Below are 24,279 nucleotides of genomic sequence, written 5' to 3' on the forward strand. Positions count from 1 at the left end.
AAAAAACCAACTTCTTTGATACTGTGATGAGGGCCAAGCCAGCCCTCATCATCAAATATCAAATGGTATTCAAAAAAATCTAGTCCTCTCGGTTCACGTAGATCCAGCCTGTTTTGGTCTCTGCGCTTTGCAATTCGATACTGTAAAAGTAGGTGCCTGTTGACAGCGTTTCACCTGAATCCGTCTGGCCTGCCCACTCGTTGGTATAGTTGCGCTGCTCATACACCTTCTTGCCGTACCTGTTAAATATTATCAACCTGGTGACACCCATGCCGGTCAGGTCCAGGCTATCATTTTCCCCATCGCCATTTGGCGAAATACCACGCTGAACATCACATAGAACACTATTAAGAGTGTAGCTTGCCGTTGCAGCGCAATCCCCTGTGTCAACTGTTACAGTAAACACTACAGGCAGGGAGATCCCAGGATTGGACCGCAGGTAGTCTGAGGCATTGAAGCCAGCATCGTTACCTAGTACTGTTCCTTGTGCGTCCCTCCACTCGTAATCGGCAGATGAGCTGTCATAAGAACCGTTTGCAGGCATGGCTTCGAGATAGAACTCCCCTGCATTGCAATCTCCCTCAACCACTGCCGAAATGTTATTTGCAAGTGTGATCGTGAAGCTGCTGCTACCATCCTGCTCGCATTCGTCCTGGCTGGTGTAGTTATATGTGATGGTATAAGAACCCTCCTGGCTACCGGAAATATCTATAGATCCATCGGCAGTATTTAATGCAAGGCCGGGAACATTTGCTGTAAAAGTGCCCCCACCCGCAAATCCCGGTGCAAGTAACGGCTGAACGGTCCCCGCGCCCATGCAGTAGGCTTCTTCGTAGGTGAACGATGTGTTCGGTACGGTTTGTGGAGCTATTGCTATTGTCGCAGTTAGCGTTCCTCCGGAAATACATAGTTCCGCATCTGGCGCCATCGTATAAGTAACCTGGTGATCGCCTGCTGTTGCTCCACCCAGGTCTATGACACCCGTTTCCGGATCAACTGATAGTGTCGCAGAGGTAAATGTACCGCCGAATGTAAAGTCATTTGACAACTCCGGTAAAGCTTCAACGCTGCCCTGGCAAACGTTATCATAGGTAAAGCCCATATTTGGTGCCGACGGTGCAACTACTGTAATGTTTGCAGTATGTGTACCGCCTTCGATACACAAAGCAGTGTTTGAAGGGACAGTATAAGTAACCTGGTAAGTACCTGCTGCAACATTCGAAAGGTTAACAATACCCGAAGTGCTATTTACTGCAAGCGCTGCAGAAGAGAATACTCCTCCCTGGGCGAATCCTGTAGGTAATATCGGTGCTGCATTCGTTTCCAGCTGGCATTGGTCGGCATAGCTAAATGCTATCACCGGAGATGTGGCAGCTAAAATAGTGATCGTAGCAGTGTAACTTCCACCCGATATACATCCTGCAGTGTTTTCCCCCACCGTATATACGATCTCATAGGTGCCTGCTGATACACCTTGCAGATCAATGATCCCTGTTGAAGCATCAACCGTTAACGTGGTTGAACTGTAGCTACCGCCAGGAGTAAACCCTCCTGACAATACAGGTTCCGCATCTGCATCAAGCATACAGGTATTGGCGTAGCTAAACGCTAATTGCGGTGAAGCGGCAGCATTTATGGTAATGCTCGCAGTATGGCTGGCAGCAGCCCTGCACAGGGCAGGATCGGCAGCCAAAGTATAGGTAACCTGATGTACACCGGCAGTAGCGGTGCTAATGTCGATGACTCCCGTTGTTGCATCTACGGCTAGAGTTGCAGAACTATAGCTGCCGCCCGAAGTAAAGCCTCCGGAGAATACAGGTTCCGCATCTGCATCAAGAATACAGGTATTGGCGTAGCTAAACACTAATTGCGGTGAAGCGGCAGCATTTATGGTAATGCTTGCTGTATGGCTGGCGGCAGCCCTGCACAGGGCAGGATCGGCAGCCAAAGTATAGGTAACCTGATGTGGACCGGCAGTCGCGGTACTAATGTTGATGACCCCTGTTGTTGCATCTACGGTAAGAGTTGCAGAACTATAAGTGCCACCCAAAGTAAAGCCTGCGGGCGCAATAGGCGTAGCGTCAGGATCAAGGCTGCACGCGTCGGCATACGTAAACGTGGCCACCGGCTGTGCAGCTGCTCCAATATTGATCTCTGCGGTATAGCTATCTGCCAACTCGCATGTAGTTGTATTTGCGGCAACCGTGTATACAACTTCGTGCAGGCCTGCTGTCGCATTGCTTAGATCGATCATTCCTGAAGAAGGGTTAATCGTCAAAGTTGAGGAACTAAAGGTTCCCCCCTGAACAAAACCTGCATTCAGCATCGGTGATGCATTGGTATCCAATATGCAGGCATCAGCATAGCTAAATGAAATTTGTGGTGTGGTAGCCGGCTCTATAGTTATCTGGGCGGTATAGCTGCCTGCAGCTATACACGAAGATACGTTCTGTGCGACCGTATAGGCCACTTCGTATATACCCGGTGAAACACCACTTAGGTCTATTATCCCTGTTGCAGGATCTACCGTTAAAGTTGAAGAACTAAAGCTGCCCCCTGCCGTAAATCCGGAAGGCAATACAGGTACCGACGATCCTTCGAGCGCACATACATTGGCGTAACTGAAGGATGCCTCAGGCAATGCCGGCGCAGTGATCGTTATCTGCGCGGTAGCACTGCCGGCCGATATACAGTTGGCTATGTCAGCAGGTACAGTATAAGTAATTTCATAGTTACCTGGCGAAACGCCTTCAATAGCAACAACACCTGTTGACGGATCAACTGTAAGTACTGGCGATGTGAAGGTCCCTCCTCCATTGAAACCCACAGCCAATACAGGTATTGCACTAGTTGCCAGTGAGCAGCTTTCAGGATAACTAAAGCTGATAGATGGCGCAGCCGGCTGGGCGATCACGACAACTGCATCGAAATGGCTGCCTGTGAGGCATTCGGCATTCGGCACCGTGTAAGTTACCGTATAACTGCCGGGGGTAGTCTGAGACAGATCGATGATCCCTGTTGCAGGATCTATCACAATTCCGGAAGCTGTAACACTGTAAGTACCTCCTTCAGTGAAACCTAAAGGCTTGACAGGTCCGGGGTTTTGTCCTGAAAGTGCGCAAATAGCTGTTGCATAAGAAAACTGCGTAAGCGCCAGTGCATTTGGTACCACAATAGTATTAAATTCAAAAAGCGTAAAGCAGCCTGTTACGGTATTGTCTACCCTTACATGCACTGTGTGTGCGTTAACAGCAGTATACGATGATGTCCCTGTAATGGCATCGTTGTCATCACCCACTTCAGCAAGAGCTGAACTTTCAAAATAACGCACTGTAAGATCTGCGGCGATGGCTACATTTTCCAGTATCGTATCCGTATTGTTATCGAGGTTAAAAATTGCCTCTGAAGTAGCCGAACAAAGGGTAAGCGCTTCCGGAGCGTTGACAATATCGCGGATGTCATCATAAAACTCAATCTCGATGGTATCCTGTGTTGAACATCCTGAAGTGATCACAGTAGCAATAACTTCATATATCCCAGGTTCAGTTACTGTATAAGCAGAAGCTGTTGCGCCGGGGATCACATCTCCATCCTGTTTCCAAACAAAGTTAAAATAGGTTGGGCTTAACCCTGTATCCAAAACTTTATCTGTTCCTGCACAAACAGCAGTGTTAGTGCTTACCAGCATATCGGCCCCAAGATCGATACGGCCTACATTAAAACTGTCGGCATCAAGAAAAATAGCAGAATCGAAGTTACCGTCGTTCTTTTCGGCTATAACCATTTTAATGTGGTAGGTCTCGCCCGGAATTACAGCCGAACGTGCGGTCATCGGCAGTGTATTGCCAAGAAAGTTGGAAGAGCATGCGTATCTGGAATGGCCCCTGTAGCCATCATAAAGCTTGTCGAATTTATCCGGGTTCGCAGATGGACACGAATTATTCAGGTCATAGTTATATGCTGCATCCCTGATAGTGGTTACCGACACCGGGGTAGTCGTTTCGGGGATAACGGCAAGATTAACTGTCTGGCCGTTGGAATCGGTCATGAAAAATGCGAATGCATCACCCCACTGGCATTGGAACAGGCCATAATCTTCCGATGCGAAAAGGAAATCAAATGACATCTCTGTACCGTATGCCTTAAAGTCGAATTCAATAGAAGTGGCATTGTAAAAATTGTTCAGTCCCGGGGAAGTACCCGTTTGGATGATGTAATCGTAAAGCTGCTGATCACCGAGCCACAGTATATTGTATGGCGATACCGTCTGCGAATACGACGCGCTCTGTGAAGCCGTTTTGTAACCAGCGGCATTAGTAGCTTTACCGGTAGAGAGTACGATACCCCTTTCAAAAGGGAAATCGGAACCATTGCGGGCAAAATGTGCTATTCCGTTATGTGGTGCACCATAGTTAGTTCCCGTAAAATAATTGATATTTGAAACTTCCGCGCAATTCTCATCGATTAACACATCGGTTATGAGCTGCTCCGGTGTATAGGTTACCTCATCAATTACTAAGGGCGGCGCAGGAGTACCGATACAAATATCGAAACGTGTATCATTTGCCGTGGCATAATTTGAGAACACCCTGATCTTGTATGTTGTTCCAACTGTAAGATTATTTAGCAGCACGTCATTGTTATTATTAGTACCCTGCAGGAATAAAAAGGTATTATAAAGTATATTATTGCCAATAGTGCAGCTTACCTGCTGTAGATTATTGCAGGCGCCTGAATAGACTACTTTTGACAAATTGAGGCTCGTGCCGGATCCCTGCCTGTTATTAATATAAAGGATATGTGATGCAGCAGTAGCGGTAAACTCAAACCAAACGTCATCATTCGCATTTGCAGCCACACCACAAACATTTCCCTGTGGCGATGCCGTTGCACCCTGTAATGTTGCATGGTAAGGCGTTTCGCAATAACCCAGCGGGCTTACCGGAAGCACATAGGCCGTATCGCAGTTGTCGTTTGTAATCAGCGTGTTGAAAATATCTTTCAGTGTCCAGTTGCTGCTATCTGCATCCCCACATTTTGAGCGGACATAGATGGAATACCTTGTTCCGGGAACCAGGTCCGGGATAGTGTATGGATGGTAAGATACTATAATTCCCTCGGAATTGGCATCAGGGGCAACTTCGTTCGTGCTGGTCGGCACAGCAAATATTTCCCACGATACCGCGTCGGCGGGCTCCGTCCAGTCTATAGTTAATGATGTGCTGGTAGCACTGGTCAATACAACATTCTGTGGCTTAGGACAATCCAAAGGGGTACAGTTGCCGATCCCCGAATATACGGGCACTGTTATAGGCAGAATATCAGGCGTAACACCTTTTATATAATGGTATACCGTTTCATCATAAGAATCAAGAACAAGTACTTCTGCAGTGAGTGGGGTCCAGTTTGCTGATGCCCAGTATAGTGAGAATGGGATATTGGGACAAATAGCTATAGTAGCGGTGCTTGTAGGCGAGGCTATCGGGACCGTTCCTACCAAAATGTTATTCTGGTAAACATTAAGAGCGGAATAATTACCGTTTCCAGTTGTCGCCTTTACCATAAAACTATAATTACACCTGTCTGCTGCCTCACATACCAAGGTATTGAACGTAAATGGCCCCACCCATTCACTTTGATCCGTAGCCGAGCAATATGCCCTTACATAATATTCGTATAATGTAGCGGTGTCCAGTGTGGACGGAGTGTATGAAGGAACAGAAACAAGCACACCGTTACCGGCAGGCATACCTGAATTAGCAGGCTGTACCGCCACCTGCCATTGTGTCTCCTGATATCCAGGCGTCCATGAGAGCGTGGCGCTGTTGTTATCAAAATTTGAAGCAGTAAGGGCGATAGGTGCCGGACATTCGGGTATATCCTCAATGATAACCTCGTCAATATACAGCGTCCAGGAGTTGGTGCTTACATTCGGAACCTGAAAAGCAATGTTAACCGGCCCTGAAAAAGCATCAAGGTAAATGATCTTCTGGTCGTATTGGGTGTTTGAAATAGTCTGCTGCGGCATCAGTACGTTCGTAAAGTTGGCAATTGCCGGGCCGGTGGTAGACAACAGGACTTTCAGGTCAGTAACATAAGACGCAGATACTACACGATAGCGAAATTTCAGGCGCTGGTTTGGCGCCAGGTTGATCGTTGGGCTTATCAGCCAGTCGTTATTGCTGGTTGAGTTCCAGTATTTAGTAATGGTTGCCAGTTGGTCTCCCTCATACATGCCGAAGGTGGCATTCCGGTTCCAGGTAAGGTTGTCTGCATTTGCATCGTTTACAGTCCAGCATGCGTCACTCACTGAGTTAGAATTGAATGTCTCTGTGAATGGTGTTGGGATCGTTCCGCATAAGGTTAGCAGAGGAGCAGTCGCTTTTCCCCATAAGCTTTTATCTGATGCTGAACAGACAGCCCTAACATATACATCATAACCCGAAGTAGGGTTTAAGTTGATTAGTCCCTGTGAAGCCGTAGTCGCACTAATTACGCCTGTTGCATTACTCTCCGGCCATGGCGAGCCTGTTGGCAGGACCAAAACCTCCCAGCCGGTAGCACTACCCGACTGCGTCCATGAAACCGTTGCAGTAGTTTGCGTAATTGCACCAAATGTAATGGCAGTGGGTACAAGGCAGGTCAATAACTGAACATTTACATTATCAACGGAGGCAGGCGGCTGAACACCACCCGCAGCATTATTACGCCATTCAAAAACGAGCCTCATGTTCTGTCCTGCGAACTGCGAGGTATTCAGCATATAGCCGTAGGACTGGTATTGGGAAGAATTATTAAACTTGTCTCCTATTTTTATACGGTTTGCCGCGGCCGTTATTGCTGTACCCGCAACCGGACTAAACGTAGCCGGGACAGCCCAAACAGAAAAATAATCATTAACATCGCCTGTTCCCCGCCAATTGAATGAAATACCTACCTGTTGAGTGCCGGCAGGGATAATTATTTCGCGATAGGCATGAACGGTAGAATTTTGAGTAAGCGTATAAGCGTTAGATACGCCTTCATCATTACTTATATATAATGATCTTTGGCCACCTGCACTGGCAGCATTTCCAACGAACCACTTGTTCAGCTGTGTTCCGTTAACCAGGGTCCACCCTACTGTACCCGATTCAAAATTATCATTAAAAGGCAAACCTGTAGCTGCCTGGAGCGTAGAAAAATTGTATGGCCCTATCCATGTACTTTGGCTGGAGCCACAATTTGATCGTATATAGCACGTATAAGCAGTAGACGGGTTCAGCCCTGTCAATGATACAGGAGATGCTCCCGAGTGTGTCACTACACCACTATTGGCGGCACCTGTACCTTCTATAACCGCAACTTCCCAAACTCCCGATGTTGTACCTACAACTACTGCGCTTGCTGAATTGGTGCCTATAGCATTTGTTGAAGCAGAGGTCGCGGGGTAACAGTTTTCGAAAAGCCTTATATTATCAAGAGTGAATATTTCACCCTGTGCAGCGGCACCGTACTGAGTATCTTTTTTAATGAACGCTATATAAACACTTTGGTTGGAATATGTTGCAGGAAGCGTGATCGTTTGTTCATAGCAGGATAACTGGTTGCCCGGATTCATAGTGTTTTCTGTCCACGTCTGTAACAGAACAAACGTCGACACATCAGTCGCCGAAGTTGTAGATACCCTTAATTCATAGATCGAACCATTTTGGGCCGGATAGGTCTGCTTCGCCTGAAACTTCAAACTGGCATTAGCAGGAATAGGTATCAGCGGACTCACCAGCCAGGCTTGGGAGGTATTGCCAATGCCTATTGCGGCTGTCGGAACCGTGGCGCCTGTTGTTCCCTGGCATGTGGTAGCGGTCGAATTTGCCCATGCCGGAACCGTTCCCTGGGCTCCGTTCAGTAATGTAAATTTTCCCCACGTGTTCGGAATTCCGGATTCAAAGTTTTCGGTCCAAACCTGGCTATGAACAAAATTACAGAAAAGAACGAGCATTACAACTAAAGTAATTTTTCTCATAATAAAAGCATCTTTTGGAATTTGTAATAATAATAGAATCCAAAAATAGCTGTATTATAACAAAAATGACCATTTTGCTCCTAGACAAATACTGAACAATCAAAAAATTAACTATTTAATTTTCAGTAATTTAAAAAAATAATTAATTTTTAAGACTATACATTGTTATTTCCCGTCACTATTTCACATATAAAATCATCAAGACTTTGTTGTGTGTCGAGATTTAACTTTTTCCTGATACGATAGCGCGATGTATGAAGACTTTGTAAAGAGATATTTAAAAGACTGGCAACCTCATTAAGGGACATCCTTATCCTGATATAAGCACAGATCCTAATATCTGTTGCGGTAAGCGAGCTGAAGCGGGATTTAATTTCCGTAAAAAATCCAGGGTGAACTTTCTCAAAAACTTCCCGAAATTTTTCCCAATCTTTTTTTTGGTTTTGATTATGAAAAAGAATTGATCTCAAATCACTCTCGATTTTATTGGGGGTTTTGGAATTTTTGTCTAATATCTCCGCTATTTCGGCCATCAAATTGTTCTTGCCCAAAAGCTGAAGGCTGATAGAAGTTATTTCCCTGTTCTTTGTTTCGAGCTCGAGATCCTGGTGAACAGACCTTAATTTTAAAATTTCCTTTTCCGCTTTTTCCTTTTCAAAATTCAAATGCTCAAAATCAATCTTTTCCTGTAGCCGCTCATTTTCAATTTCGCTTAGTTTTAAGCTTTTCTTGTTATTCCTGAAGAATAACCAAACTATACCAAGCACTAAGACAGAAACTATACCTATCATTACAGATACTATTAACAGGAGACTGCTTTTTTCACGTTCTATCTGGTATTTGCTGAGGAGCAGTTTTTTTTCCAGTGAAGATTTTTCAAATTCATTAGCCCATTTCAATTCTTCTATCTTCTGTTTCACTTCTGAGCCAAACACGCTATCTTTCAATTTGTAATAACGTTCTGTCATCAACGCATGATCGGCATAGCGGCCCTGAAGTTTTGTAACATAAGACAACTGCTCCAGCGCTCCCAACCGCCCGCCCGCAAATTTCATTTTATCAGAAAGTGATAATTCTTCATTAAAATAGTAATGGGCGTTTTTGAGATCTCGCTTTGCCAGATAATTTAACCCTAAATTGTGGAGTACTCTCTCTTTTAATCTGTCGTTGTTAATTTTCTCACTAAGCCGCAATGCCTCATCAAGCATTTTAAATGACGAATCGTAATTTTTCAACTCCCGGTCATTATTACTGATGTTGATCATACAACTTGCTATACTTACAGTGTCATTTAGCGAATTGAAAATATCAAGCGATTTTTTCTGATAAAAATTTGCTCTTTTAAAGTCGCTTTTGGTACTAAATACACTGCCAAGATTGGCATAGAAGACGCCAATACCCCGCTTGTTGCCAACTTTAGTATAGATAGTATAGGCTTTATTGAAATTAATGACTGAGTTGTCATAATCGCCCATTTCAAAATATAATATACCTAAGCCATTATAAGATACCGCAAGATTAATCATGTCATTCTGAGATTGAAAATAATCGCGTGCCTTTAAGTAGTAATCTAATGCCACTGTATACTCATTATTTTGGACATAAAATTTCCCTAAAACTGTATATATCTTATGTTTGTAGTTTTCCTCTCCGATTTTGTCTGAATATTTCAGGGCTTTTTCGCTGTCCTCACGTACCTTATCGGACAAACCTGAATTCACATTGATTATGGTTTTATAATAATAGCCTTGCAAAAAGAGGGAATCGTTATCCGTTAATTCTGCTCTTTGCAAAACTTCATCGGTTATCCTCCTGGCTTCTTGCGGGTTGATTCTTGCCAGTGAATCGAATTTGCTGCTCTCTTTCGATGCAAATGAAATTTTATTGCCCTTATCTTGATTACAGCCAATAAAAAGTGTTGATAATATTAAAAATATAACAGTGTATTGGAGGGTCGACCATTCTTGTTTCATTTGAATGTAGCTACAAATTTATTTATTATGTGTTTCAGACCGATTATAGTTCTTTATTCATTTTATAATTTAATTCGGTATAGTTTACAATTGCTTAAAAATAGTTATTTTTTACAATCATTAAATTTATTATAGATTATATAACAAATTTTTGAAAGTTCGTGTATCCGCTATTGATTTAGTAAAAAGCTATACAACCTACAAATATCATTAAATTATGGCGACTGACTTCACAACTACTTCTTTCTTACGAAAGTTAATTGTTAGAAGCAGTAAAGAAGAAAAGAAATAAATTTAAAATAGTGTTTCATTTTGTAAAATACTTCGAAAAGGATATTTTCAATCTGGTAATTGCTAAAGCAATCCATATTATCATAAATCTGAAAACTTCCTGACAGCGTACTAATTTGATTAACTCCCTGGACAAGACAAAATAAATCGCTAATGTTGAAAACGTAGAGAAAATATCTTATCCAGTTTAAGGGAAATTACGGATTATAGTTTAGATTCTGGAATCGTATTATGAAAACAGAAACGCTGATTATATTAAGAAATTCGATGTGGTGATTCAAAATAGAAAAACTGATATCTGCAAAAAAAACAGTAATAATATCTAATACAACAATTTATCTCGTTTTTCTGCTTAAATTTTCTTTCTGATGTTTGTGTGGCCCTGTCTCTGATCGTTAGGTTGTGAAAAACTAGAAAAATAGAATGGAGAACGATATGTTTTTTATTAAAAATAACACGCGGAATGCTATTTTTAGCAGCTGATCATAATATGATTAAAAACTTTCCTTAATTAACCGGGTTCTGCAAGGGATGGTAGTCGAACCTGTTCAGCTAAAGTGTTTACCATAGATTTGCCAGAATTTTACTAGCTATGCTGAATTACACTAGCAGAATAATAATACTACATAGATCTTCCTTAACACAACATAAAATCATCTTAAATCTGAAAGCCGTCACGCAGAAAGTCGCGCCCATATTGATAAATCTTCAATAAAGGTGTTCGAAAATTGTCCGGGCAAGTCCACGAAGACGGTTTACGGCATACTTTTCAAAGTTGCCAAAAGCGCACAAAATGTCTCGAAAAGCCTTAAAACCTGCAAATTTTAACGTTTGCAGGTTTTTTTATTTTCCCTGCAGCAAGCAAAATTTTCAAAAGTGCCCAAAGTTACGTGCAAAATCGGTCCAGTGCTCCTGCCTCCTACAAGCTTAGCGACAAATATCAAGAACATATTATAGTTTCTGAACAGACATAAATTTACTCTTTTATAAATTTCCCAAACCAAGTGCCTTTATCAGTATTTAAAACAATGCTGTATAATCCTGTTGCGTAATTAGCAGTATCAACCTGGGATCTTTCACCGTTACTTTTAAAAACTACCTGCCCGAGCATGTTGGAAATTGTACATCCTGTAACTTTTAAATTGCTGTTGTCCGGCAATTTTATATTCAGGATATCTTTAGCCGGATTTGGATATAAAGCTATAAGGTTTTTATAAGCAGCCATCTCATCAATGCCCAGGCATCCCACAGTGATATGCAGCGCCATCGTTACTGTTATGCCGCATTCATTTTCCATTTCACAGGTGTAATTGCCCGAATCGGTAGCAGTGATGTTTGGAAAGTTCAAAATACCTGTGGACTGAAACGGTACAATTTCACCATTTTTTTTCCACACATAAGATATTGCATTAGTGTTTTGCACATCAAAGCTAAAAGGAGTGTTTTCGCATGGATTAAAGGTGTCCAAAACAAACTCTTGATATGAGGGCTTACGGCATATTTCGATTAAAGATTCAGTAACATTGGCATTAGGAGGTAAAGGAGTTCCAAACGGTGTAGGCATAATTACAGAATTATCGGCCGGGTTAAACTGAAAAACCCCAAATGAGGAGATCCCGAAATAATTTCCTGACGACGCTCTCATAATGTAGTTTGGGTTTGCCCCTGTAAAAGAATCTGGAGGATTTTGCTGAGTCCCGAAATCATGCAGTTTCGTAATGGCATTTGTAGCAGGTGAATATTCAAAAAGCGTACCCCGGTGCTCTGTAAACGTTACATCATTAAGTGTAACATAGGTAATGCCGCCGTTTTGACAAACTCCGTACACCTTGCCGTTATCCCCGCTAAATGTGGCTTGTGGCTCGCTGCCCAAATTGTCGCCATTAAATTCAATTTTCTTTGTAAGCGTGTTCGTATTGATATCAAACTCAAGTATCGTCCCATCACCTGGCACGGCGTTACCTCCCCCCTCTGTAATATTAATTAGTTTACCAGGGGTTGTCTCTATAAATTCACCACTAAACCTAATACCCTCACTCCCATCACATTTTAATTGATATACTTGCTGTATGCTATTGCCGGTAATATTTACTTTGATAATGGTACCAAAGTTATTTGGCCCTACAGAACTAACTCCGGGGCAAAATGAATCTCTTGTTGTACAGTATAAAAAACCGTTAGAAGCTTTGAATAATTCGCTGTCTATGCTATATCCCGTTGCACCTGTTAAAAAGTTAAAGGTTTCTGTTGCCAAATCATAACGAAACACCCTGTTTGAAACAGTGCCATAAAGCTTTCCGGCTACAGGTTCTATTACACCGGCACCATAGATATAATTTGGAGCCTGTATGTCAAAATAATGCACCACCCTGTATTTATCAAAAATCAGGTCATATTCATACAAAACACCATTACCGTTTGCAATAACGCCTCCTGAAGTATTACCTCCTGCCACTGTTATCCCGTAGAGCTTACCGTTCGACGCTAAAAATAATTTCCCTTTTGGCGTTTTTCCTATCGAAAAGTCTAAGAATTCGTGCACAATCATCGGGTTTTGGCCGGCAATGTCGTACTTTGTTATATTGCCATTGTATGTTGTAGAATTTTGGTAACCTTTATTTACGCCCCAAAGTTCTTTTTGCGAATAACAATTACAGGTACAAATTAGTAAACCTATTATAAGTAGTATTTTATTCATAGCAAACATGATTTCAACTTAGTATTTTTCCAGATCATAACTATGTAAAAATAAGAAACTTTGGCACGTACATGCCAAAGTTCCTTTTTAAAATGTAGATTAAACTATTTAATAATAATTTTTTTAGCTTCTTTTTGACCATCGATATCTAATACTACGATATAAGAACCTTTGGCTAATGCTTCACCTTTAATATTATTTTCTCCACTTTGCAAGTCATATCTAATGATTTCTTTACCGGAAATATCATATATGCTGGCTGTGGCTTTTTGATTGAAGCCCGGAATCTTTATAAAGAAATTACCTGTATTTGGATTAGGATAGACTGTGATCTCGTCATCGCCGGAATCAGGTCCTGATCCCTGGGCGGTACGCTGTGTATGAGTACCTGCAGATGAGCACAGGCGTGTTGTACATCCTCCTGAGGTTACATTTACACAAACTGTAACTGATCCCGGGGAAACAATCGGGCCGTTTAGAGAAAAGTTATTAGCCGTTGCGCCCGCTACAGCCGAACCGTTTACAAACCATTGGTAAGTAGCGCTAGGCGGAGGAGTTATCACAAAGTAGCTATCAGGATTCCCAGCGCTAAAAGATGTGAACAGCTGTGCGCCATTGGCCGAAACAGTAACTGGTGTAACGCTCGTTGCAGCAGCGCCACAACCACTATTATGTGTAATAGACAGGTTGTAGGTACCAGCGGTAAGTGCGCTTGTGCTAAATGTAAGGATATTAGGAGAAGTAAAGGTCACGCCTCCTGTAATGTAATTGCTACCTCCTCCTGTAGGAATCAGGGTAGCAGTATAAGTGCCCGAAAGCGGATTAGTAAATGTTACGGAATTAGTACCCGGTACCCCTACGCTAAAGCAACCGGCTACTACGCCTGTAGGTGCCGCGGCACTATAGCCTATAGTTGTAGAGGCTGCACTGTTACAGCCTACAATACCGTTAGCCGTCACTATTACTGTTCCATTTAGGGTTGCCGTTGTACTGGCTGGTGTTACGGTTATTGAATTGGTCGCAGTGGTGAAACTGGATGCGGTCCAGCCAGATGGGAACGACCATGTATATGTTGCGCCCGGTGTAGCTGCACAAGTATAGGTTTGAGCTGTTAACGCACCCCTAACTACGCATGCCGGCCCACTGATGGTTGGCGTTACAGGTCGTACCCTGAAGGTATAGGTAATATTTCCAGCACATGCAGTTGAACTCGCTGTAAGTGTATACGTTCCGGTAGTTGCCCCGGCAGCTACATTTACTGCTACTGTAGAGTTAGGTGTTGAAGGCGCAAGCGTTACTCCTGTGCCTGAAGGCGATATGGTCCAGGTGGTTGGATTCGCTGCGGCAGAAGTACTGATGTTAAACATATTATTACTGCTGCCCGGAGATAAGCAGGTAGTACCGGCAATAACAGGAGCAATAGCCACCGGAGCTGCGAATGAACGGTTGATCTGGTATTGGAATGTTAGCGGATCACAAGGTGCGTTGCCAACCGTTAATGTTAATACACCAGGGTTATTAAAACCATTTGTATTTATGGTCACATTATAATTATTACCAGAGACTAGCACAGGTGTACCAACAATCCAGCCGGTATTGGGTGCAGTCCATGTGCAGGTATTAGTAGAACTGTAATTAATTGTAAATGTGGCAGCCGATCCGGTTGTTGCGCAAAGAGGCATAATTGAAGAAAGAGGTGCTGTTGTTGTTCCTACCGTTGGCTCAGAAGGTGCATCACCTATAGATTTTGTAACACATGTTGTTCCCAGCGTTCCAGTCACCGATGTTCCTGCGTCCCACGGGTTGGCCCGGCCTAAGCAGCATTTTATGGTAAATGCACCTGAAGCAACGGGTGTAAATGTAATAGAGCTGTTATCGGCAGAGTAATAAGTAGACCCCGGTACAGCAGGAGGCATCCCACTCCAGTAATACTGGTCAAAACCAATATTATCACCCGCATTGTCACTTGCTACCTGGTCAACGGAAAAAGTACAGGGAACTCCTCCCTGTACGCATGCAGGGCCTACTATTGGAGGGGTTGTAGTATAGGTTTTATAAACTTCGAATGTAAGGCTGTAACCACTACAGGCACCAGCGTTATATCCTATGCTCACAGTACCTTTGCTTTTACCTAATTTTGAAGCGGCACTTCCCGGTGCACCTTCTGATCCACGCAGGAATTTATTATACGACTGTATACTTAATGAAGATACTGCACCGGCAGATTGTGTTGGGGCTGTTGGCGGTATATTCGCCGTAGTTACTGAAAGATCGCCCCGTAAGCTCCATCCTGTCAAAGTATAGCCACCGGGAGTGGTTACCGTAAATGTTCCGCCGGCAAAGTTATCCGGCATGGCTACTACGCCTCCACTGCCAACCTGGTTTAAACCAATGGACCCACCGGTTCCTGGTACTTTAACAGTACAGCCTGCCGGTACTGTCACGACTTGTGCAAAACTCGCTGTCATACCAAATAGTATAACTAAGAATGCATAAATTAATTCCTTAAAAATTGTGTTTAATTGTTTCATGTAATTCTAAATTTTATATTCAAATCCTAAAAATTCTTAAACATGCTGCTTTGGCGGGCAGGACACATGCTAAGAAAACAATGTTTTTATAGAGATTCTCCAGAGTGCTACTTTGATATTGATTGTTTGTGCTCCAATGCATACAGGCGGTAATAGAATGTAATTGGCCGTCCAAAATTCACATTATGCAACAGTGTTAACATCTTCCAAATTTAATGGCAGGATGGTGATAAAGAGTTATCAAAATCCTGCCGAAGTTTTCAAAAATCAATCCTTTTTTTTATTAAAACACTTTGGTTTACAATAAATTAAAAAATATTTTTTTTGTTGACAGAACAAATTTTTATAAAGCTGTACTTTGTTGGAACGCACCGAAACGATACTCTGTAGGGCTTATCATTGTATTCTTTTTAAAGAAAGTGCTAAACGAAGGTACCGTAGCAAAACCCAACTCTTCTGTAATTTCTTTAATGGGTAATGCCCTGTCTTCTAAGAGCGGCTTTGCCTTAGATATAATTACCTCCTCTATGCACTGCTTTACTGTTTTTTTACGGCGCTGCCTCACTATTTTATTCAGATGGCCCGGAGTGACACAAAGCTTATCGGCATAAAACCGGACTTTATGCTCCTTCTCTACATGTTGATGTAGAATATCAAAAAAGCGCAAAACCAATCTTTCTTTTCTGTCATGCTTTAAAAGAAGTTCTTCATTGTTTTCAAAATAAACTGCTGCTATTTCATAAAGAAGCTGTTTGAAACTTAACTGGATAAGCTCCATATAAAAGCGTGAGGCATCGCCGCTAATTTTCCGGTCCAGTATCTTACAGGTACGCTGCAACGATTCATATTGCAGGGGTTTTGCATGCAGTATCCAAAATGATCTATTTGCAATTGATGGCAACTGCTGCCATAATGCGCTGTTAAGCAAATTAGTGGCAGCATAAGACTTGTTAAAAAAACAGCATTGAACAGCTATATCTGATTCTGATTTGGATATCTGGCACAAGACACCGGGAGAAATGATAATTACATTACCGGGGCATAACTGATAGTTTGCCTGGTCAAGGTTAAGATGCAGTATACCGGATCGTACAAGGAGGATTGAAAAAAATTCGAGTGTAAACTTTTTATCTGTGGTTTTAGAAATTATACTTTTAAGGATTGTAATGCCGTTAAACTTAAGTTGGTCAAGTTTCTCTGTGTTATTTATAAGATGATGAATCATAAGGTGTGGATTATGATATTACTTTTCCCTTTTCATATAGGATGATGCGCAAAAAAATATATTTGCAGCAGCCACTAAAGAGAGAACGTAAACTGTTCCGCGTAAGCTGTCCAGCTTCTCACCTTCCTGCTTTGAATAGGCCACTAAGGCATCATAGCCTGCCAGCTTTATAATTACGATCAGGCCCGTGAGGTTCAACCCAATTATTAAAAAGCTGCAAATGCGCTTTATCAAAGCCTCATTACGATATATCCAGACAAACATTAGTTACTACTGTTATAAAGTCCTCCGGCTAACGACATAATAATGGCTTTACACGGTCCCTCTTGGGAGCCGTATATTGCACTTGTAAGGCTACCCCTGGACATGCGCCAATCTTTATCTTTCCCCTTCTTCTTGTCGTAAAAAGCAGCATAACGCGCTACAGAAGTGGTAGTCAGGATAATTTTCCGTTCTGCTTCCGGTAGCGCCGCATTTTCAATAATTCCGGATTCGAAAGCTATTATCAGGCTATATATAACCTCATAGGAAGAGGCCTTAGACTCTAAATCAAAAATATTGTCGATAAGTACTTTAAGGCTATTTTGTGAAGCAGGCGATAAAGCGCTATTAGACAATACCTGAGTAAGGTTGTCTTGTGTAATTACATTGAGTTGGGCAGTACTGACTGAAGTGTAATTAGGTGCCAGGGATAAAAAGGTACTGTCAGCCTGAGCTATGGATTCTAAGGCAGTGATCCTTCCAGTGAGCGAAGCAGGGGTATTATATGTGTATGCTTCTAAGATCTGGTTATGCATCCAGCCGGCATTATCATATCCATTGTCCGGATTTGCAGGCATTGTAATGGCCTTCTTTAAAAATGTTTCATTGAGTGCGCTTTTTTCTATTTGCTGGTTTTCTGTTTCCTGAAATTCAGGACTGCACGAAAGTGAAGCAATTGCAAAAAGCAATAGCCACAGGATTGGTCTAATCATAATTTTAAAATGTAAAGGTTACTGAATTTGTTTTATCCAGTCCATTTCGCCCGGGGATTTGAACAGCCGCTTTGAATTCATGGCAAATCTATGCTTATGTGTAATGTAAAGCAATAAACTGTTTGTGGCTTTCTAGAATTTTGAGTGCATAATTCTAGAATTACACATTACATTTTAATTAGATAATTACATGGTAATTACTGATTTAAATATTTAATTAACACCGTTGCTCACAGCTTTAAATTCCTTTGTGCAAATGCATTTTATTAATCGAAAATAAATACTTTAGTACACGGATTTGTATCTCATGAAATGCCTGTAAAGCCACAACCGGAAAACCAAACTAATTTGAAACGCCATTTAGATATTTTCATGCTTATCCTTGCCTTTTGTACATCGGAGGCCGGTGCCGGTATGATTTACCTGCCTGAAAACGATACCCTGCTTTTAAAAAATTATTCCTATTTAAGTGACCATATTGACAGGTTTGAAGGCAAGCCCCGGGCAGCTATATATCTCAGGGCGTATCTGGCTAAAGCATATAGCGAGAAAAACTGGCCGGAAGTTGTAGAAGGATATAAAAATTTTGTGCACGCTACTGAAGAAAATAAGCGGCTTGCATATACCGACAGCATGATAATTGCGGCATCGAAAACCCGTAATAATGACATATTAGGGTCAGCATACCTCACAAAAGGTATTGTTCATTATTCTATGAAACACTATCCCCAGGCACTTGATAATTATCTTGTAGCCGAACGTTTTATAGCAAAAGGTAATGACCTGTACCTAAAATTTAAGGCAAAATATAACATTGCCCATATCAAATATTACTTAGGATATTATGAAGAGGCATTAAATCTTTTTAAGGAATGTTCCTACTATTTTAAAAATGAAAATGACCTTGCCTATTTAAACTGCTTACATTCGGCAGGGCTTTGCTACAACCGGATGGGAAAATATGCGCTGTGCAGTACTACCAACGCCCTCGCCTTTAACGAAAGCAAGCGGTTACATATATCAGAACTGGATCCTTACCTCCAACTTTCTGAAGGCATTAATTTTTATTTCCTGAAGCAATATCAAAAATCGCTCAGTTTAATAGGGCAATCACTTAATGGAATAAGGAAGGATAATGATTTTGCCAATGAAGCCATAGCCTACTTTTACCTCGGAAAAGCAAATATGGATTTTGGGAATAAAACACTGGCATATACCTACTTTAGGAAAGTAGACTACATATTTGGCGAAAGGCATTACTTACGCCCCGATATGAGGGAAGGCTATGAGACATTAATGAAATACAGCCATGAAAACGGTAATCCTGAAAGTGAATTGTATTACATTAACCGCCTCTTTAAAGCCGATAGCTTATTAAATAATAATTATAAATACCTCTCGCAAAAAATCCATAAAGAATATGATACTGCAAAACTTTTAGAGGCTAAAAGCGCTGTAGAGACAAGGTTACTGATAAGAAAAAACTATGAAATTATTTTTATTGTATTAGGTCTGTTATTAATATGCTTTTTGCTTTACCTCATCCATAAATATTTTAAAAGTAAGCAACAGTATAAAATACGATTTGAACAAATAATGCATGAAAAGGCAACTACGACACCTGTAAGAAATTCTACAGCTCAAAAAATTGCAGAAAACGATCCTGTTCCAATTAAGGCAGAAGTAATAGCTTCTATTTTAAAACATTTACAAAAATTTGAGACGCAACACAAATACCTGCAAAAGGAACTGACAGCTGTTAAAATTGCAGAGACGTTTTCTACAAATCACAAGTATTTATCAAAGGTGATCTTAATGCACAGTGGTAAAAAGTTTAACGACTATGTTAATGACCTCAGGATCGATTATATCATCAACCTGCTAAAGGAGGAGCCACAATACAGAAAATATAATAATAAAGCGTTGGCTGAAGAAGCGGGCTTCAGCACAACACAGCACTTTACAAAAGCTTTTTTAAAAAGGACACAAATATCACCCTCTTTTTTTATAGCAGAATTAAATTTACATTTTACCTAAATAAAAGTATCCGACTGTAATTTGTTAGACACTATAAATAATTAAAACCTCAGTAAATTACCGGGGTTTTGCCTTTATATTTTAAGGAAGGAGTGATGTGCCGATCTTTAAAATCGTATCCTCCCGGTAACAGCAGCATAAAAATAGTCTTTTCCCGTGCCAGACTTCTCAAGGAAACTTCCTGCATTGAACCAGGCGCTTTCAAGCGTAAAGTTTAAAAACGGATCGGGCGTATACTCTATATTTGCCGATAGCTGTGTACCAATAAACCTTTCGGCAGTACCTGTACCAGCATACAGTAACTGCATGTTAGGTGCATAAATGCCATCGTTCACGCTCCATCGCCAAAAAATATCAAGGTCTGAACCGAATTCCCATTTGTCACTTAATTCGAGATCTACAGAGGGATGGATATCAAACAGGTTGGCCGGACCAATAAGGGCCACCAAACCAAAATATGCGCCTCTGGGGTACAGCGGGTTGAATGTCTGTAGTTTATGATCTGTATTTGAACTGTCGCCTGATATAGCTTCGGTTTTTAACCCGAACACAGGCTTAAATAGCAGCCCCTCCGCTTTATAATTTATGTTAGAAGATATTGTCCATGCCGATATGTCAAGATTTGAAAGTGATCCAAACTGGTAAAGCCCTTCAATGTCATATTTCCACTTTCCTTTGTTTTTCCAGAACCTGCTTCCAATAGAATGTCTCATTTCCGTACCGGAAGCAGTGTCATAGTGTGCCTCCCGCTTATAGAGCCCCAAATAATACAGGTCAATATTATTAAAGAAACCATTCATATTAATAACAGTATAGCTTGCCCATAATTTAGCCTTATCATTAAACACATCGTTAAACGCGCCCATTTTATTCGCAACGGGGTGCGTATAAAAAAGGTCGGTTTGCAACCTATCCTGCTTATAGAACAGTTTTGCCCCATCCATAGCAATACGGCTGTTAGGTCCCTCACGTACCCCTATAAGCCTTTGCGATCCGTACATTAGTTCCTGCCGGCCGGCACGCAATATAAGAGATGCTTTTTCGTGGCTCAACAGAGCAGCATCTATAAAAGCCTGGTGTATATCCACAGTGTTGTCATCTACCGGGCTGGCATCGGTCAATCCCGCCGAAAGGCTGCTTTGCAGTTGTGCAAATGCCCTGAACCTGTGGGCATGAACATCTGCATGGAACAGGTTTCGATTTAGCAGATAGCCGTCGGTCGCATCCGGTTCGTCACCCCATTTGTTATTTACAGTATAGATGTATTGCAGCCGGAGTTCGCCCCCCATTGAAAGATAAAGGTTGTCATTACCAAGATATTTCATCTTGTCGTACCAGCCGGAGGCCGTGTCGCTTTTTATGGCGCTAAGGTCATCATCATATCGTAACGGCCTGAAGCCGGGGTGTTGAGCGGCAGCTTTTACCATAAACACCAGTGTGATAAGCATAATAATGCGTTTCATTATTTTATTTTTTGACTTATGTAATGGTCTAATGAATAGCGGCCTCCTCCCAGAATAATAATGAGCAGTAATGAAACACTGTACATATAGGGAACGTCGCTCACTGCAAGCGAATCGTTAGCGTGAACTATAAAATATCCGGTTAGTGTCACACACACGGCAGGCAGGGCAGCCAGGCGTGTGCAAAACCCAATGATTAGTAAAAACGGCAGGTAGGTATTCGCAGCTATCGCTATAAATTCGTTTAGCGCGGGGGGCAGGCCCAACGGATTGGGTACTGCCTCCGGTGCTGCTACGCCTACACCTATTTTTTTAAGCCCATGTACTATAATGAGCTGCGCTGCCACAGCTATCCTGAAGATAAGTATCCCGAAATTATATCCCGGACTTTTCAGGTCTGACGATAATAAGGTTGCTAATAATCGTTTCACGGTTTAATTTTTTTGATATCCGCCAAAATAATTTACAGGACTCCATTCGGGTAGTGCTTTTGGCTGTGGGGCAGCGAAAGCGCGGTACTCGTCATTAGCATATACTACTTTTCCATTTACAACCGTAAGCTTTGACTCCATTGCGAGTAGCTGCTCTTCTGAAGCCGAGAAATAATCGCTGGACAGTAGTGTAAAATCGGCCAGGTAATTTTCCTTAAGCATGCCTCTGTCACTATCCAGGCTGATTAACTGTGCGCTGCCCTGAGTAAATAACTTAAGGGCTGTGGTCCTGTCCAGGATGTTTTCTTTGCTCATGTATTTTAATCCGCCAAGTGTTTTTCCTGAAGTAAGCCAGTACAAGCCCACCCATGGGTTGTAGCTCGCTACCCTTGTGCCGTCGGTACCCATACCCACTTTAATGCCCATGTCCATTATTTTTTTAATAGGCACGGTATTGGCGGCGGCAGCTTTGCCGTAACGCTTAATAAAATTTTCGCCCTGGTAAGCCATCCTGTGCTGAATGGCAATACCGCCATTCAACGCTTTTATCCTTTGCAGGTTCTCTACTGATACGGTTTCGGCATGATCAAAAAACCACAGCAGGCCATCAAGAGGCGTTTCTTTATTAATTTCTTCTATAACATTGAGAAAACGGGTAATACTTTCATTATAAGTAGCATGAATCCTAAAGGGCCATCTGTTTTTTATAAGCAATGATAAAACCGATTTTATCTGGCCTTCCATAGCAGGGCTTAGCTCTGGCCTTGGCTTGTCAAAATTCTCAAAGTCGGCTGCACTCATTACGAGGTTTTCCCCGCCGCCCTGTACATGGTATTCCACCTTTGGCATTTTACCAAATTTCTTACTCCCTTCAGAGGGCACGTCACAACCAGCGCCAATCTCTACCGAACTGATCCATTTGTTGTAATCGGCCAGTTCACTGCCAGCCTTTTGGGCAAAAAGATAGTAAGGCATACGAACTGTCAATGCGTTTTCTTCACATAGCTTTTTAGTAACGCCATAATCGTCAGGATAGTTCTGGAAACCACCTCCGGCATCCATTATCGCAGTTACGCCCAGCCTGTTCATTTCGCTCATAAACAGTTTTGTAGAGTTTATTTTTTCTTCGGTTGTGAGCTCTGGTAGTTTTGAAAGTGTCGAGTACAGGATAAAAGCATTGGGCTCTGCCACAAGCATCCCTGTAGGATTACCATAAATATCCTTCTCTATCAGCCCGCCGTTCGGGTTCGGGGTATTGGCATCCAGCTTTAAGGCTGCAATACCTGCTTTATTAAGATAAGCATGCCCGTAAAGGTGCAGGATAAAGGTGGGTACATTACCCGTAGCCTCATTAATTTCCTCTAGTGTTGGCAGCCTTTTTTCTTCAAACTGGTAGGCATTCCAACCGCCTACAACGCGCACCCATTGCCCTTGCGGAGTACGCTGTGCCTGCTCTTTAAGCATAGCTAAAGCCCTTTTAAGAGAACGAACTCCATCCCATCGCAGTTCGGTATTATAAAACCTTCCTCCGCGAATGATGTGCATATGAGAATCAAACAATCCGGGAATCACAGTGCCGCCTTTAGCATCTATAACCGTTGTGTTTTTGTTTTTATACCTCAGGATTTCGGTATTGCTGCCTGTCCTGATAATTTTTCCATCGGCAACGGCCATAGCCTGCACCACAGTATTATTACTGTCCAAAGTGTGTATTCTGGCATTATGCACAATAAGCGTAGCTTTCGCTTGTGCGGCCGCCTCTAATGAGGACAGTACCAGGAAAAAGAAAATAATTTTTATAAAGATTTTCATGACTCGTGAATTTTGAAAATTAATAGAAGTAAAAAACGGGCTGCACGCTGGGCACAGCCCGTTTTGCCAAACCAAACCGGTGTACACCGGCGTTGGTTATTAATGCTTAAGCATTTCGTGTGCATACTGTACCCCTACCCCATAAGCGCCACCATATTTCTTAACAAGATCGGTAACAGCTTTGTAGGTCTCCTGGCGGGCCCAGTCACGCTGTAATTCCAAAAGGTACTGTAATGATGTCATTGGCCTTACACCCGCCTGAACCATACGTGCAATCGCCATTTCATGGGCTTCTTTAGACACGTCTGCGCTGGCATCGGTAATTACATATACTTCATATCCCTCGTTAACTGCCGATAATGCAGGGCCAACGATACAAACGCCCGTCCAAAGGCCTGCAAAAACCAGTTTCTTTTTGCCTTTGCCTGTAATAGCTTTGTGGGCATTTACATCTTCCCAGGTATTCATGGTAGTACGGTCTATGTAGTTTGACGTTTTTTGAGGATAAAATTCTTCGATTTCCCTGAATACCGGGCCGCTGAAAGATTTCTCGGCTACCGTTGTTACAACAGTGGGCACGTTGAATATTTTTGATGCGCCTGCTACCAGGGCAGTGCTGTTACGAAGCTGGTCTATAGGCTGGCTGGATACAGCAAATGCCATTTGGCTCTCGTGGTCAACCAGTATCAGAGCGTGGTTGGATGGGCTTAGCAACTCCGGGCCCGGTTTTTGGGCAAATGCAGTTATAGAAGCTAAAAATAAGGATGCGGTTAAAATAAATGTTTTCATGACGTTTAAAATTTAAATATTGATTTATTAAAAATTTGTTTTATAACAGC

The 24,279-nt window shown here is 42.1% G+C and carries 12 protein-coding genes; 1 reads left to right on the top strand and 11 read right to left on the bottom strand.

Going from position 1 to position 24,279, the window contains the following annotated elements; genetic code table 11:
• Positions 1-79: 79 nt before the first annotated feature.
• The 7 genes from AAEO56_RS11745 to AAEO56_RS11775 form a co-directional block, all read right to left on the bottom strand.
• Positions 80-8,005, bottom strand: a complete 7,926-nt coding sequence (locus AAEO56_RS11745; RefSeq protein ID WP_341697254.1) for a choice-of-anchor J domain-containing protein — start codon at positions 8,003-8,005, stop codon at positions 80-82.
• Between the two features lie 155 nt (positions 8,006-8,160).
• The gene (locus AAEO56_RS11750; protein ID WP_341697255.1) at positions 8,161-9,978 is read right to left on the bottom strand and encodes a tetratricopeptide repeat protein; all 1,818 of its coding nucleotides are present in this window, start codon (positions 9,976-9,978) and stop codon (positions 8,161-8,163) included.
• A gap of 1,267 nt (positions 9,979-11,245) precedes the next feature.
• Entirely contained in the window at positions 11,246-12,967 is a 1,722-nt protein-coding gene (locus AAEO56_RS11755; RefSeq protein ID WP_341697256.1) for a choice-of-anchor tandem repeat GloVer-containing protein, read from the bottom strand.
• 104 nt (positions 12,968-13,071) lie between these two features.
• Positions 13,072-15,498, bottom strand: coding sequence for a T9SS type A sorting domain-containing protein (locus tag AAEO56_RS11760; RefSeq protein WP_341697257.1), 2,427 nt, complete (start codon positions 15,496-15,498; stop codon positions 13,072-13,074).
• Between the two features lie 343 nt (positions 15,499-15,841).
• Positions 15,842-16,723, bottom strand: coding sequence for a helix-turn-helix domain-containing protein (locus AAEO56_RS11765; RefSeq protein ID WP_341697258.1), 882 nt, complete (start codon positions 16,721-16,723; stop codon positions 15,842-15,844).
• An 18-nt stretch (positions 16,724-16,741) separates the two neighbouring features.
• The gene (locus AAEO56_RS11770) at positions 16,742-16,987 is read right to left on the bottom strand and encodes a hypothetical protein (protein ID WP_341697259.1); all 246 of its coding nucleotides are present in this window, start codon (positions 16,985-16,987) and stop codon (positions 16,742-16,744) included.
• Positions 16,987-17,697: a hypothetical protein gene (locus AAEO56_RS11775; protein WP_341697260.1), complete on the bottom strand. Its 711-nt coding sequence runs from the start codon at positions 17,695-17,697 to the stop codon at positions 16,987-16,989. The genes AAEO56_RS11770 and AAEO56_RS11775 overlap by 1 nt, the downstream gene beginning before the upstream one ends.
• A gap of 348 nt (positions 17,698-18,045) precedes the next feature.
• On the opposite strand from AAEO56_RS11775, the gene AAEO56_RS11780 reads away from it, so the two are divergent.
• Positions 18,046-19,734 carry an AraC family transcriptional regulator gene (locus AAEO56_RS11780; RefSeq protein WP_341697261.1) on the top strand — a complete coding sequence of 563 codons (1,689 nt, stop codon included), beginning with the start codon at positions 18,046-18,048 and terminating at the stop codon, positions 19,732-19,734.
• Positions 19,735-19,841: 107 nt separating this feature from the next.
• On the opposite strand, the gene AAEO56_RS11785 is transcribed toward AAEO56_RS11780, so the two are convergent.
• The 4 genes from AAEO56_RS11785 to AAEO56_RS11800 form a co-directional block, all read right to left on the bottom strand.
• Positions 19,842-21,197, bottom strand: coding sequence for an alginate export family protein (locus AAEO56_RS11785; RefSeq protein WP_341697262.1), 1,356 nt, complete (start codon positions 21,195-21,197; stop codon positions 19,842-19,844).
• Positions 21,197-21,628, bottom strand: a complete 432-nt coding sequence (locus AAEO56_RS11790) for a DoxX family protein (RefSeq protein ID WP_341697263.1) — start codon at positions 21,626-21,628, stop codon at positions 21,197-21,199. Before AAEO56_RS11790 ends, AAEO56_RS11785 begins: the two co-directional genes overlap by 1 nt.
• A 3-nt stretch (positions 21,629-21,631) precedes the next feature.
• Positions 21,632-23,440, bottom strand: coding sequence for an amidohydrolase (locus tag AAEO56_RS11795; RefSeq protein ID WP_341697264.1), 1,809 nt, complete (start codon positions 23,438-23,440; stop codon positions 21,632-21,634).
• A 99-nt stretch (positions 23,441-23,539) separates the two neighbouring features.
• Positions 23,540-24,229, bottom strand: a complete 690-nt coding sequence (locus tag AAEO56_RS11800; protein ID WP_341697265.1) for a hydrolase — start codon at positions 24,227-24,229, stop codon at positions 23,540-23,542.
• Positions 24,230-24,279: the final 50 nt, after the last annotated feature.

This window comes from Flavobacterium arundinis, from assembly GCF_038289855.1.
Classification (GTDB): Bacteria; Bacteroidota; Bacteroidia; order Flavobacteriales; family Flavobacteriaceae; genus Flavobacterium; species Flavobacterium arundinis.

Coding starts and splice junctions, on each gene's coding strand:
- AAEO56_RS11745 (WP_341697254.1), bottom strand. CDS start 8,005: ATGAGAAAAATTACTTTAGTTGTAATGCTCGTTCTTTTCTGTAATTTT.
- AAEO56_RS11750 (WP_341697255.1), bottom strand. CDS start 9,978: ATGAAACAAGAATGGTCGACCCTCCAATACACTGTTATATTTTTAATA.
- AAEO56_RS11755 (WP_341697256.1), bottom strand. CDS start 12,967: ATGAATAAAATACTACTTATAATAGGTTTACTAATTTGTACCTGTAAT.
- AAEO56_RS11760 (WP_341697257.1), bottom strand. CDS start 15,498: ATGAAACAATTAAACACAATTTTTAAGGAATTAATTTATGCATTCTTA.
- AAEO56_RS11765 (WP_341697258.1), bottom strand. CDS start 16,723: ATGATTCATCATCTTATAAATAACACAGAGAAACTTGACCAACTTAAG.
- AAEO56_RS11770 (WP_341697259.1), bottom strand. CDS start 16,987: ATGTTTGTCTGGATATATCGTAATGAGGCTTTGATAAAGCGCATTTGC.
- AAEO56_RS11775 (WP_341697260.1), bottom strand. CDS start 17,697: ATGATTAGACCAATCCTGTGGCTATTGCTTTTTGCAATTGCTTCACTT.
- AAEO56_RS11785 (WP_341697262.1), bottom strand. CDS start 21,197: ATGAAACGCATTATTATGCTTATCACACTGGTGTTTATGGTAAAAGCT.
- AAEO56_RS11795 (WP_341697264.1), bottom strand. CDS start 23,440: ATGAAAATCTTTATAAAAATTATTTTCTTTTTCCTGGTACTGTCCTCA.
- AAEO56_RS11800 (WP_341697265.1), bottom strand. CDS start 24,229: ATGAAAACATTTATTTTAACCGCATCCTTATTTTTAGCTTCTATAACT.